At 32.6% G+C, this 12109-nt stretch carries 10 protein-coding genes and 1 pseudogene; 10 read left to right on the forward strand and 1 reads right to left on the reverse strand.

Annotated features, from left to right (window positions below):
- Positions 1-22: 22 nt before the first annotated feature.
- From metG to BKH44_RS03065, 6 genes and pseudogenes are all read left to right on the forward strand, one after another.
- A pseudogene (gene metG / locus BKH44_RS03040) lies at positions 23-1945 on the forward strand (methionine--tRNA ligase); the annotation flags it as partial.
- Positions 1945-2946, forward strand: coding sequence for a hypothetical protein (locus BKH44_RS03045; protein ID WP_095269947.1), 1002 nt, complete (start codon positions 1945-1947; stop codon positions 2944-2946). The pseudogene metG and the gene BKH44_RS03045, both read left to right, overlap by 1 nt.
- Before the next feature lie 7 nt (positions 2947-2953).
- The gene (cmoB, locus tag BKH44_RS03050) at positions 2954-3868 is read left to right on the forward strand and encodes a tRNA 5-methoxyuridine(34)/uridine 5-oxyacetic acid(34) synthase CmoB (RefSeq protein ID WP_095269950.1); all 915 of its coding nucleotides are present in this window, start codon (positions 2954-2956) and stop codon (positions 3866-3868) included.
- Positions 3861-4313 (forward strand): thioesterase, encoded by a 453-nt coding sequence (locus BKH44_RS03055; protein WP_095269952.1) that lies wholly within the window; start codon positions 3861-3863, stop codon positions 4311-4313. The genes cmoB and BKH44_RS03055 overlap by 8 nt, the downstream gene beginning before the upstream one ends.
- Complete coding sequence (locus BKH44_RS03060; protein ID WP_095269954.1) at positions 4313-5449, forward strand: glycosyltransferase; 1137 nt, start codon at positions 4313-4315, stop codon at positions 5447-5449. The genes BKH44_RS03055 and BKH44_RS03060 overlap by 1 nt, the downstream gene beginning before the upstream one ends.
- A gap of 149 nt (positions 5450-5598) precedes the next feature.
- Positions 5599-7143: a methyltransferase regulatory domain-containing protein gene (locus BKH44_RS03065; protein WP_095269956.1), complete on the forward strand. Its 1545-nt coding sequence runs from the start codon at positions 5599-5601 to the stop codon at positions 7141-7143.
- A 29-nt stretch (positions 7144-7172) separates the two neighbouring features.
- Here the strand turns inward: BKH44_RS03065 and BKH44_RS03070 are convergent, their stop codons facing one another.
- Entirely contained in the window at positions 7173-7910 is a 738-nt protein-coding gene (locus BKH44_RS03070) for a carbonic anhydrase family protein (protein WP_095269958.1), read from the reverse strand.
- A 186-nt stretch (positions 7911-8096) separates the two neighbouring features.
- Between BKH44_RS03070 and BKH44_RS03075 the strand changes: the two genes are divergently transcribed.
- From BKH44_RS03075 to tilS, 4 genes are read left to right on the forward strand one after another with little or no spacing between them, the layout of a single operon-like run.
- Positions 8097-9206 carry an alanine--glyoxylate aminotransferase family protein gene (locus BKH44_RS03075; protein WP_095269960.1) on the forward strand — a complete coding sequence of 370 codons (1110 nt, stop codon included), beginning with the start codon at positions 8097-8099 and terminating at the stop codon, positions 9204-9206.
- A 9-nt stretch (positions 9207-9215) separates the two neighbouring features.
- Positions 9216-9674 carry a phosphoribosyltransferase family protein gene (locus tag BKH44_RS03080; protein ID WP_095269962.1) on the forward strand — a complete coding sequence of 153 codons (459 nt, stop codon included), beginning with the start codon at positions 9216-9218 and terminating at the stop codon, positions 9672-9674.
- Positions 9671-10996, forward strand: a complete 1326-nt coding sequence (gene rimO, locus BKH44_RS03085) for a 30S ribosomal protein S12 methylthiotransferase RimO (protein ID WP_095269964.1) — start codon at positions 9671-9673, stop codon at positions 10994-10996. The genes BKH44_RS03080 and rimO overlap by 4 nt, the downstream gene beginning before the upstream one ends.
- Complete coding sequence (gene tilS / locus BKH44_RS03090) at positions 10990-12012, forward strand: tRNA lysidine(34) synthetase TilS (RefSeq protein ID WP_095269966.1); 1023 nt, start codon at positions 10990-10992, stop codon at positions 12010-12012. Before rimO ends, tilS begins: the two co-directional genes overlap by 7 nt.
- Positions 12013-12109 lie beyond the last annotated feature (97 nt).

Here is a 12109-nt window from a genome sequence, read left to right on the forward strand (position 1 = left end):
TGATAATTTTTGTTATAATTGTAAGAGTGAAAACCGAAGGAAAAAAATGAAAACATTCATTTCAACCCCTATTTATTATGTGAATGATATCCCACATATTGGACATTCTTATACAACTTTCATTGCTGATATGCTAAAAAAATACCATGAGCTTTTAGGAGAAGAAGTTTTTTTCCTTACAGGCACAGATGAACACGGGCAAAAGATTGAGCAATCAGCTATAATGAAAGGGAAAACACCAAAAAATTATGTAGATGAAATCAGTGCGAAGTTTCAAGGACTTTGGGATGAGCTGGGTATTGATTATGATTATTTTATTAGGACAACTGACAGTCATCATAAAATCAGTGTGCAAAAAGCATTTGAGAGGATGTTTGAAAAAGGTGATATTTATAAAGGAGAGTATGAGGGGCATTATTGCGTGAGCTGTGAGAGTTTTTTTACTCAAATCCAATCAACATCTGGAAAATGTCCAGATTGTGGTAAAGACACTATTTTGCTCAAAGAAGAGAGTTATTTTTTTGCTTTGAGTCGCTATGAAGAAAGGCTTCTTGAATGGTATAACAAATGCCCTGATTGCATTTTGCCTTTGCACAAGAAAAATGAAGTGATGCGTTTTGTTGAAGGAGGACTTAATGATCTTTCTATTACTCGGACAAGTTTTGACTGGGGGATAAAATTACCTCAGAATCTAAAAGATGAAAAACATGTGATGTATGTCTGGTTGGATGCTTTGCTTAATTATGTGAGTGCTTTAGGCTATGGTATTGATGAAAAGAAAATGGATTTTTGGAAAAATGCTATTCATATTGTAGGTAAGGATATTTTAAGATTCCATGCTGTTTACTGGCCTGCATTTTTGATGAGCTTAGGGTTGGATTTGCCCAAGCATATTTACGTACATGGATGGTGGACAATAGAAGGGGTAAAGATGAGCAAAAGTCTAGGGAATGTCATCAACCCTAGAGATATTGTTCAAGTTTGTGGGGTAGATCCATTGAGGTATTTTTTGATGCGTGAAGTACCATTTGGGCAAGATGGTGATTTTTCAAAAAAGGCATTATTTGAAAGGATAAATTCTGATTTGAGTAATGATTTGGGCAATCTTGTGAATCGTTTGATTGGGATGGGTGAAAAATATTTTTCATTGCAGATTAGTTCTGAAAAACTCACCCAATTTTATCAAAATGAACTTAATGAGTTGAATCTGATTTTGGAAAAGTTGCCCATTTTGATGGAGCAAATGCAAGTAAGTAAATACCTTGAAGAACTTTGGAAAACATTTGTGCTTGCAAATGGTCTTATTAGCAGGGATGAACCTTGGAATTTGATGAAGCAAGCATATATTGAAAAAACACAAGCACTTTTATGTTTTATTGCTAATATCCTTGCTAAGGCTATATTTTTTCTTTATCCGATAATGCCAAATACTGCTAAAAAAATGGCTTCTTGCCTGAAGGTAGATATTTCATATAATAATTATAAAGAATTGATCATGAATAAAGGTATCTTAAAAACTTTTAATATACAAAAAATTGATCCATTGTTCCCAAAAATTGAACTCCCAGTAGAGTCTGATGCTCTCAATTTCCCAAAAATTCAAAATTATAATCAGGCTCCTATTGTAGATATTGAAGATTTTGCTAAGCTTGATATTCGTGTAGGCACAATCATACAAGCAGTTAAAATCCCCAAAAGTGATAAATTATTTAAGCTTCAGATAGATTTAGGAGAAGGCAGATTGCGTCAAATTGTTTCAGGAATTGCGAAGTTTTATCAACCAGAGGATTTGATCGGATCTCAGGTATGCGTCCTGGCAAATCTAAAATCAGTTAAATTGATGGGTGAGTTGAGTGAAGGGATGGTGCTTGCAAGTAAAGATAATGAAGGACTTGCTTTGCTTGCCCCAAAAATACATAAAGAAAATGGAAGTAAGGTAAGTTAGTGAGAGTAAATGAAGCAATAGAGATTATCAATGGAGAGCTTTCAAGTCAGCCTGCTATTAGCTCATTTGAGGGGGTGGCTATTCGAATTTCAGAGGTCAAAAGAGGTTGTCTTTTTATAGCAAAAAATCCTGATGAGATTGATGGTGCTATTGCTTTGGGTGCTTATGGGATTGTTTATGACAAATATGTACAAATGGTGGATGGGGAAATTGCTTGGATTAAAGTAAAATCTGTCTACGATGCTATTATTCGTTTGATTCGTTATCAATTTTTGAGCAATCAGATTGCAATTTATTTTGTTTCTGAGATTGAGTATGCCATTGCTTCAGAAATCATTATTGATCCTAAGATCGGATTTTTTGATAATGATTTAGAAGAGCTTTTGAGTTTTATAAATAAGGATGAATATCTTGAAGGGATTTTTATAAAAAATGAGGCACTTTTAGATTTGGTGCTTGAATACAATCAAGCAGTTCTACCTACAGAACAACCTTTTAAAGTCCTTACTGCTACTTTGTTTGAGACTAAAATACATTATAAACTTGCCCAATATGATTTAAAATTACCTAGTTTATTTTTACCCGAATTGAGCAGTATTATTGATTTATGTGTGATGAATAAAATTATTTTTGAGTTGAGGAATTTTTCTCATATTGCTTATATGCAGCCTTATTTTATAAATGCTTATGCCAAGCTTGTTGGCTATGGGCAGACAGATCGGGTTGTGATAACTGAAAGTGATATTGAAAAATTTAAAAAATATGTCGCTTATATTGCCATTAATGCTAAATGGGGAAAATTGATGTTATTTTTGCCAAAAGGCTATGAAGGTGTTTTTGATATGATGGCTCAAAATGAAGTCTATTTAGAAAAATCTGATTTGAATAGTTTACTCAAACAGGAAAATTATAATTTCGGACTTGTTTTGGGGCTTGAAAATAAAGAACTCATAGATATCATCACTACTCCATATGTTGAGCCGGTTTTACCCCTTTTTTGAGTATATAATGAGCGTTATTTTAAATAGTATTCCGAAGGGTTTTCCTAAAACATTGATTTCATTGAAACAAAAGTTGGATGTTTTATCAGATAAATTACCCCTAGATGGGTTTGAATATTACTCCGACCAGGGCATTAGGGTGAATTTTGAAAATCTTTTAGACAAAGAAGCTCTTGATTTGTTAGAAGAAATTGCTATTGGTTTGAAGCCTTGGAGGAAGGGTCCTTTTTATTTAGGAGATTTATTCATTGATACAGAATGGAGGAGTTATATCAAATGGGAATTGATTGCTCCATTTGTCCAATTAGAGGGAAAAGATGTTGTAGATATTGGATGCAACAATGGATATTATTTGTTTGAAATGGCTAAAATGAATCCAAAGAGTCTTTTAGGCTTTGATCCAAGTATTTTTTATAAAATGCAATTTGATTTTATCAATACTTTTTTGAAGCAAAATATTACTTATGAATCTTTAGGTGTTGAGGATATTAGGCACTATCCTAAAAAATTTGATGTTATTTTTTGTTTGGGTGTGTTGTATCATCGAAGCGATCCGATTGCTGGATTGAAATCTCTTTTTGCTGGATTGAATGAAGGTGGGGAATTGATTTTAGATACTTTAATTATTGATAGTAAAGATGAGGTAGCCCTTTGCCCTAAAAAAACTTATGCAAAGATGTCTAATGTGTATTTTATCCCTTCTATATCTACTTTGTTAGGATGGGGAGAAAGGGTTGGTTTTAGAGAAATGCAAATTTTAGGACAACAAGAAACCACCATCTATGAACAGAGAAAAACAAAATGGATAGATGGTTTGAGTTTGGAGTCTTTTTTGGATGTTGAAGATATGAGTAAAACAATTGAAGGGTATCCTGCTCCTAAACGGGCGTATTTTAAGTTCAAAAGGATAAAAAATGGATGAACAGATACAACAAGATGAAAAAAATATCACACTCAAAGACAAGCCTATTATTTATAATAAGATTGATGTTTCTTTATATGGTGAATTGTTGTCTTTATCAAAAAATAAAGCAGAGGTATTTTTTGTCCCAACTGAAACAATGATTTATGATGATGAGAGTATTCATCCAGGTTTTGTTTTTAGTGCTGCTGCTTATACTGCAATGTGTGCTATTAATAAGAAAAATAGCATCATCATTAGCTCAGAAACAAAGTTTTTAGCCCCTATAGAGTATGGACATGAACTTGTTTTTAAAGCGAATGCAATTCAAGGTGAGGCAAAAAAATGTGAGGTGAAAGTTGAGGGTTTTTTGCTTGATATTAAAATTTTTGATGCTATTTTTTATATAGCCATTTTTGATAAAAAGCTTTTTAGACTCAAGCTCAAAGAGGACAAGGAAGCTTAATGATTATAGTGCTTGTTGTAGATAGTTTTGCAGATAAAAGTAATGGAACTTCAATGACTGCATTTAGATTTGCCAATGCTTTGAGTGCTAGAGGGCATGAGGTTAGGGTTATTGCTCCCCATATTAAAGGAAAAGGCTATTATGCTGTAGGTGAACGTTATATTCCTTTGGTTAGTGAGATTTCACGCAGACAGCGGATGATTTTTGGTAAACCTAATGTGAAGATATTTCAAGAAGCGTTTAAAGGGGCAGATATTGTGCATTTGTTTTTGCCTTTTAAGCTTGAGATCGTAGCACTTAGGATTGCTAGATTGATGAATATTCCTTATATGGCAGCTTTTCATCTTCAGCCAGAACACATCACTTATAATATGAGATTGCAATCTTTGGGATTTTTGAATCGATTTATTTTTTGGCTTTTTAAGATGCGATTTTATCGTCATATCAAGCATATACATTGCCCATCAGCTTTGATCGCTGATGAGATCACCAAAGCAGGGTATGAAGCTAAAAAATATATAATTTCTAATGGGTTTGATGAGCTTTATACATCCATTAAAGAGAAAAAAAATAATGATGGATTTATCCATATCACAATGGTAGGCAGGTATTCAAATGAAAAACGTCAAGATATTTTGATTGAGGCTGTGAAGCTTAGTGCTTATGCCTCTAAAATCAAGCTTCATCTAAAAGGGAGTGGTCCTACAGAAAATAGACTTAGAAAAATGGCAGCAACTCTCCAAAATGATGTCGATTTTGGATTTTCTCAGCCAGAGGATTTATTGAAAATCTTGCATATGAGTGATATTTATGTCCATGCTGCAGATGTTGAGGGTGAAGCTATTGCTTGCTTAGAAGCAATAGCCTGTGGTATTGTGCCTATTATTTCTGATAGTAAAATCTCAGCTACAGGACAATTTGCCCTTGATGAGCGTTCTTTATTTGAAGCTAATAATCCAAAAGATTTAGCAAGGAAGATTGATTATTGGATAGAAAACCCTCAAGAACGTGAAAATATGGGGAAAATTTATACCCAAAGTGCTTCAAAATATTCTTTAGAAAAATCCATGCAAAAAGCTGAAAAAATGTATCATGAAGTCATCAAAGATTTCAATCAAGAAAATTATCACTCATAATCTAATTGTAAGTTTCTTGATTGAAATCTTTGATAGATATATTTTTCAAACAAAATAAATATATTTTAAGGTTAAAATTTTTTATAGTTAGAAATGTATTTTTTGTTATATAATTTAAAATCATTTAATTTTATAAAAAAGGTTTTATTATGGATACCAATGGTTATAGAACAGAAATTGATTACAATTATGGTTATTTTAGAGAACAAAGCCCACTCGCATTCAGATTTGCATGTTTATTACAAGGTGTTAAGCCTCCTGAAATAAGAAACGCTTGTGAATTGGGATATGGAAATGGAATGAATATTAATATCAATGCATCTGCATCCAATATTCAATGGTATGGGACAGATTTCAATGTTTCTCAAGCTAATTTTGCTTCTGATTTAGCCAACATTTCAGGTAATAATGCAAAGCTTTTTTCAGATTCTTTTGAGGAATTTTTTCATCGAACTGATTTGCCCGATTTTGATTTTATTTGTTTTCATGGGGTTTATAGTTGGGTGAATGAGAAAAATCGTGATTTGATTTTGAAATTTGTGGATAAAAAGCTTCGAGCTGGGGGTGCAGTGTATGCGAGTTACAATGTTTTTCCAGGTTTTGCAAATTTGATTCCTTTTAGAGGGTTTTTGAAAAATGTTGCTAATTATATGGTCCCCAAAACAAAAAATCCAGTGAGTGGTATAGGTATAGGTTTTGAACTTTTTGATAAGCTTTCTAGTTTAAATGCAAACTTTATAGCAAATAATCCTAGGCTTAAAGGAAAAGTTGAGCAATTTAAGAAAATGAGTGGGGCTTATTTGATCCATGAATTTATGAATGATTCTTGGGACATTATGGATTTTCTAAAGATTTCTGAGTCATTCAAATCTGCTAGATTAAAATTCCTTTCTTCAGCTAATATATTTTCTATTCTTCAAAATACTATAATATTTACACCTGAACAAAATGCTTTATTGAATTCTATAGAAGATATATATTTTAAAGAATACCTTAAAGATCTCATCCATAATACTTCTTTTAGGAAAGACTATTGGCTAAAAGGAGCTCAAAGATTAAGTGTAGAAGAATGTCAAAAAAGGCTCAAAGAAATAAGAGTCATTTTGACTGTTCCCAAAGATGAGGTTAATTTTTCTATAGAGCTTGATATTGGAAAACTTGATTTAAAAAAAGAAGTTTATGAACCCTTGTTGGATATATTGGGTGATCACACTCCAAAAACAATAGGTCAAATTGAGCAAGAGTTAAAAGGAAAATTTGATGAACTGCAGGGGGGGGGGCTTATTGAATCATTGATGGTTTTGAATATGCTGAATATTTTGCGTGAGGTGCAAGATGATAAGATTATCCAATCTTGCTTGCAAAAAACTTATGCAATCAATAAAGAAATTTTACAAAAAGCTAAAATAAGCAATAATATTTCTTACCTTGCTTCTGCAGCTATTGGTGAAGGGATAGAGGTAGCTCATTTTGAGCAGCTTTTCTTATCAAATTATTCAAATCAAATATCAGATCATAAAGAATATGCAAAAATTATTTGGAAAATATTGGATTCTCAAGGAAATAGGATTATAAAAGATGGCAAAACCCTCCAAACTGCAGAAGAAAATCTCAAAGAATTAGAAGAGCTTTGTAAAAATATTAAAAAAAGATTGCCCATTTATAAGAATCTAAAAATACTTGAAGGTATTTAACCTTCAAAAAGTCATTGGATTTATCTTTTTTATTGTTTGATGATGATTCGATTGTTCTTAGGTTGGATGGGTCTGTTATTGGGGTATTGCATGAGGCTTTGGATTTTTTGTAATTGATTTTTTGAAATCTCAAGAGTTTCTTTGAGGACAAACCAACTCACACCTTCTGTGCAAGGAGGGGTTGTTAATGAGCCATTGAAATGGTAATAACCTACCTTTTCTGGTATGAGTTTACTCAGGTCAAAATCTTTTGGATAGGTAATTTCACCTGGTTTTTTGGGCATTTTTTCCCAAATGGGTGATAAGATTTTATTTGTTTTTCCAACTTTGAATTTGATTCCAATGACTAATAGTTTGCCTTCCTTGTTTTTATGGACAATATGCATTGATAGAGGGTATTGTTTCCCCTGAATTAAATTTTCAGCTGGTGAATGGAAATGGAGTTGGAGTAATTCGTAAGTGTCATTATTGATTTTGACATAATTGCCAGGGTTATAATCTAATTGAATCGTGTGTCCATTATCAGTAGCGGATTTTACATTTTTACCATATTTAAAGATGATTTCTTTAGGGTTTTTTATTTCAATATGACGATCAATATCAATAGGTGATTGGTATTGACCAATTTCGCAGCTTATGTATTCATCAGCAATTTTTCCCCAATTTTTAGGACCATTTTTTCCATCGTAGCTCCATTTTGTGTTATCAGCGATTGCAAGACTTGATAAAATGCAGCTAATAGAAATTGAAACGAATGCTTTTTTCATTTTATTTTTCCTAGTTTAAGTTGTTTATTTTGGCTATTGAATTAGACTCAAAAACTATGTGTATTTTATGAATATTTTATAAATAGATTTTTAGAAAATAATTTTGAATGCAAATGCGGTTTTTAATTTTAACTCTGAGGGCATTGTTGTATAATACAAGCTTATATTTTACTATGGAGAAGGAAAATGTTGCTTTTTACTCCTGGTCCTACGCCCGTTTCAGAAGAAATCCGATTGGAGATGGCAAAACCAACTATCCATCATAGAACATCAGAATTTGAAGCTTATTTTGCTCAAGCTCAAAAAAAACTCAAAGAACTTTTAAAAATGCCAGAAGTTTTAATGTTAGCAAGCAGTGGCAGTGGAGCGATGGAAGCTTGTGTATTGGGTTTATGTAGTAAAAAGCTTTTGAGTATCAATAGCGGTAAGTTTGGTGAAAGGTTTGGCAAGATAGCTAAAGCTTATGCAATAGAGAATGTTGAAATCAAAAATAATTGGGATACACCTGTGAGTGTGGAAGAAGTTTTAGATATTCTTCAAAAAAATCCTGAAATTGATGCATTAAGTATACAGGTTTGTGAATCTGCTGGAGGACTTAGGCATCCTGTTGAGGAAGTAGCTAGGGCAGTGAAAAATTTTAATCCTGATATAATGGTGATTGTTGATGCGATTACTGCAATGGGTGTAGAAGAGATCGATGTTATCCATATAGATGCTCTTATTGGTGGTAGTCAAAAAGCCTTTATGCTCCCGCCAGGAATGAGTATCATTGGGTTGAGTCAAAAAGGTATTCAAAAAGTCGAGCAAAGGAATATTGGATTTTATTTCAATCTTAAGACTGAGCTTAAAAATCAGCGAGCAAATACTACAGCTTGGACTGCACCTACAACTCTTGTGATTGGTCTTGTAAAGTATTTTGAGCAGGTTGAATCAATCGGAGGAATACAGACGATATATGCTCATACTAAGAAGCGAGCTATTGCCACGCAATCAGCACTTGTTTCAATTGGGATGAAGATTTATCCTAAAAAACCTGCTTTGGCTATGACAACAATTTTTAATGAGACTTATGCGAGTGATATACGTAAAGTATTGAAAAGTGATTTTGATGTCAATGTAGCTGGTGGGCAGGATGAACTAAAAACTTCTATTCTTCGTATCAATCATATGGGTATTATCGCTATTAATGAGGCTTTGTGGGTAGTGAATGCTATTGAGTTGGCATTGGATAAGCTTGGCATAAGGAAGTTTGATGGGCAAGCAAATATAGTATTTTTGCAGAATTATTTTGCTTAGGGAGGGCAGATGTATTATTCTTATGGTGAATTTTTGAATGATCTTAAAGATTTGCAGGTAATGGTGGAAAAAAAAATAGGGATTCCTGATGGTATTGTTTGTATTGCTAGAGGAGGAATGGTGATGAGTCATATGCTTTCTTTGGCTTGGAATTTAAGGTCAGTTTATACCATCAATGCAATTTCTTATAGCGATACAAATGTCCAAAGTTCTTTAATTATTGAGAATATGCCTAACATCAAATCCCAATGCGAAAAAATTTTGATTATTGATGAGATTGTTGATAGCGGGAGGAGTTTGGGGGAAATTGTTCAAAAATTAACTTTATCCTACCCCAATCAAAAGTTTTTTTCCGCAGTTATTTTTCAAAAACTTACTGCAGAAATATCTGCAGATTTTTACCTCAAAGAACCTCCTGAATGGATTGACTTTTTTTGGGAAGTGGATATGTTAGAGGGTCGCTCTTGAGTAAAAATATATATTTTATTTCTCTGGGTTGTACAAAAAATCTTGTTGATTCTGAAGTGATGCTTGGCAAACTTAGGGATTATAAAATCACAGATTCATTAGAATTGGCAGATGTGATTCTTATCAATACTTGTGGTTTTGTCCAATCTGCAAAAGAAGAGAGTATCCAGACAATTTTACAAGCTTCAGCAGCGAGAAAAAAGGGTGCTTTATTAGTGGTGAGTGGATGTTTGAGCCAACGTTATAAAGAAGAACTCAAAAACCTTATCCCTGAGATTGATATTATTACTGGGGTAGGGGATTATGATAAGATTGATTTGATGGTTTCTCAAAGAAGGGGTCAAATCTCTGATAATGTTTATTTAGTTGATGAAAATATCAATAGGGTCATCACAGGTTCTAAAATACACGCTTATATAAAAATTTCTGAAGGCTGCAATCAAAATTGTAGTTTTTGTGCGATACCTAGCTTTAAAGGTAGGCTTCAAAGCAGGAGTATTGATTCGGTTTTAAGAGAGATTGAGAGATTAAGTGCTGAGGGGTTTTTAGATTTTACCTTGATTGCTCAAGATTCTAGTTCTTATTTGAGGGATAAGCAGAATGATAAAGGTTTGATTGAGCTTATTGGGGCTATTGATGAGCAAAATTTAGCTAAAAGTGCTAGGATTCTTTATCTTTATCCCTCAACCACGACTTTGGAATTGATAGCAAAAATTGCAGATTCAAAAATTTTCCAGAATTATTTTGATATGCCTATCCAGCACATCAGTGATACAATGCTTAAGAAAATGAAACGTGGAGTCAATAAAGCTAAGCATATAGAATTGCTTGAAGCGATGAGAAAGGTAAAGGGAAGTTTTGTAAGGAGTACTGTGATTGTTGGACATCCTCAGGAGAGTGAAGAAGAGTTTTATGAGCTTTATGAGTTTTTGAAAAATTTTGTTTTTGATAGGCTTAATATTTTTGCTTTTTCTTCAGAAGAAGGCACTTTTGCTGATAAAATGGAAGGCAAGATCCAAACCAAAATCATCAACAAACGTATCAATATGATTAATAAAATCATTTTAAATCAACAAAAAAAGCTCCAAAAAGAGATGATTTCAAATATATATCCCATTCTCTTAGAAGGAAAAAGTCAAGTGAGTGAATATCTTTATAGTGCTAGAGATATCAGATGGGCTCCTGAAGTTGATGGAGAGATACTTATCAATGATAGTGAACTGGACGATTTGAGCTTGAAGTCAGGCTATTATGATGCTATGCTGTCTGAGGCTAAAGATGGATTTATATTTGGAAAAGTGATAAGAAAACTTGGATGTTAAAGCTCAAGTTTATTGATAAAATTCAAAACACTAAGAATCTTTTGGGTTTTTCTGGTGGAGTGGATTCAGTTTCATTGTTTTTTGCCTTGCTTAAAAGTAATATTTGTTTTGATATAGCGATTGTGGATTATCAGATCAGGGATTCTAGTAAGGATGAGGTTGCTTATGCACAAAGTTTAGCTAAATTTTATAAAAAAAAATGTTTTGTATGGCAATCCAATAAGATTGATGGTGATTTTGAGAGAAAGGCTAGAGAGATTCGATATGCTTTTTTTGAAAATCTTATCAAGGAATATGGGTATGAATACCTTCTTTTAGCCCATCATCTTAATGATAGATTAGAATGGTTCTTGATGCAATTGAGCAAGGGTTGTGGGCTTAATACTTTGCTTGGTTTTGAAGGGATAGAGGATAGGGGCAGCTATCAAATTATTCGTCCTCTAATGAATGTATCTAAAAATGAAATCTATGAATATGGATGTTCTTATAAATTTTATGAAGATATAAGCAATCAAGATAGCATTTATAAACGCAATGCTTTTCGTTTATCTTATAGCAATGATCTGATTGAAAAATATGGCAATGGCATCTTGAAGTCTTTTGAATATTTGAGGGTTGAAAAATCTTTACTTTACAAGAAGGAAGAAATTTTATTTTGGGCGGGGATTTATTATTTTAAATGCGATTCAGATATAACAAATCTTTATTGGGTAGATAAAATACTTAAAAAAATGGGTTATGTGCTTTCTGCAAAACAAAGAGAAGAAATTTTGAAGACAAATTTTTCTTTAGGGATTGGTGAAAAATATATTATCCAGAACAATCAAATGTGGATTTTTGTCTGTAGAGAAATGATTAACCCTCCAATATTGCCCAAGAGATTTAAAAATATTACACGAGAGAATAAAATACCTAAAAGAATCCGACCTCAAATTTATCTTTATTTTCATGATAATGGGATTGAGTTTAAAGAAATGCAGACATGTTTGAAAAAAAAATTTGCTGAATATCAATAATTTGAGGGTATATCCTTTATTTTTTGTGTGTTTAGTGATTTTTTAAGCTCTAAATTAAGAAAAAAGATTAAAATTAAGGGTTGTTTCTATCTCTAGT

The organism is Helicobacter sp. 13S00477-4, from assembly GCF_002272785.1.
GTDB lineage: Bacteria > Campylobacterota > Campylobacteria > Campylobacterales > Helicobacteraceae > Helicobacter_J.

Excerpts from the sequence above, each read along its gene's own strand:
- BKH44_RS03075 (WP_095269960.1), top strand. The coding sequence starts at position 8,097 with ATGTTGCTTTTTACTCCTGGTCCTACGCCCGTTTCAGAAGAAATCCGA.
- BKH44_RS03055 (WP_095269952.1), top strand. The coding sequence starts at position 3,861 with ATGGATGAACAGATACAACAAGATGAAAAAAATATCACACTCAAAGAC.
- tilS (WP_095269966.1), top strand. The coding sequence starts at position 10,990 with ATGTTAAAGCTCAAGTTTATTGATAAAATTCAAAACACTAAGAATCTT.
- BKH44_RS03080 (WP_095269962.1), top strand. The coding sequence starts at position 9,216 with ATGTATTATTCTTATGGTGAATTTTTGAATGATCTTAAAGATTTGCAG.
- BKH44_RS03060 (WP_095269954.1), top strand. The coding sequence starts at position 4,313 with ATGATTATAGTGCTTGTTGTAGATAGTTTTGCAGATAAAAGTAATGGA.
- cmoB (WP_095269950.1), top strand. The coding sequence starts at position 2,954 with ATGAGCGTTATTTTAAATAGTATTCCGAAGGGTTTTCCTAAAACATTG.
- BKH44_RS03065 (WP_095269956.1), top strand. The coding sequence starts at position 5,599 with ATGGATACCAATGGTTATAGAACAGAAATTGATTACAATTATGGTTAT.
- BKH44_RS03070 (WP_095269958.1), bottom strand. The coding sequence starts at position 7,910 with ATGAAAAAAGCATTCGTTTCAATTTCTATTAGCTGCATTTTATCAAGT.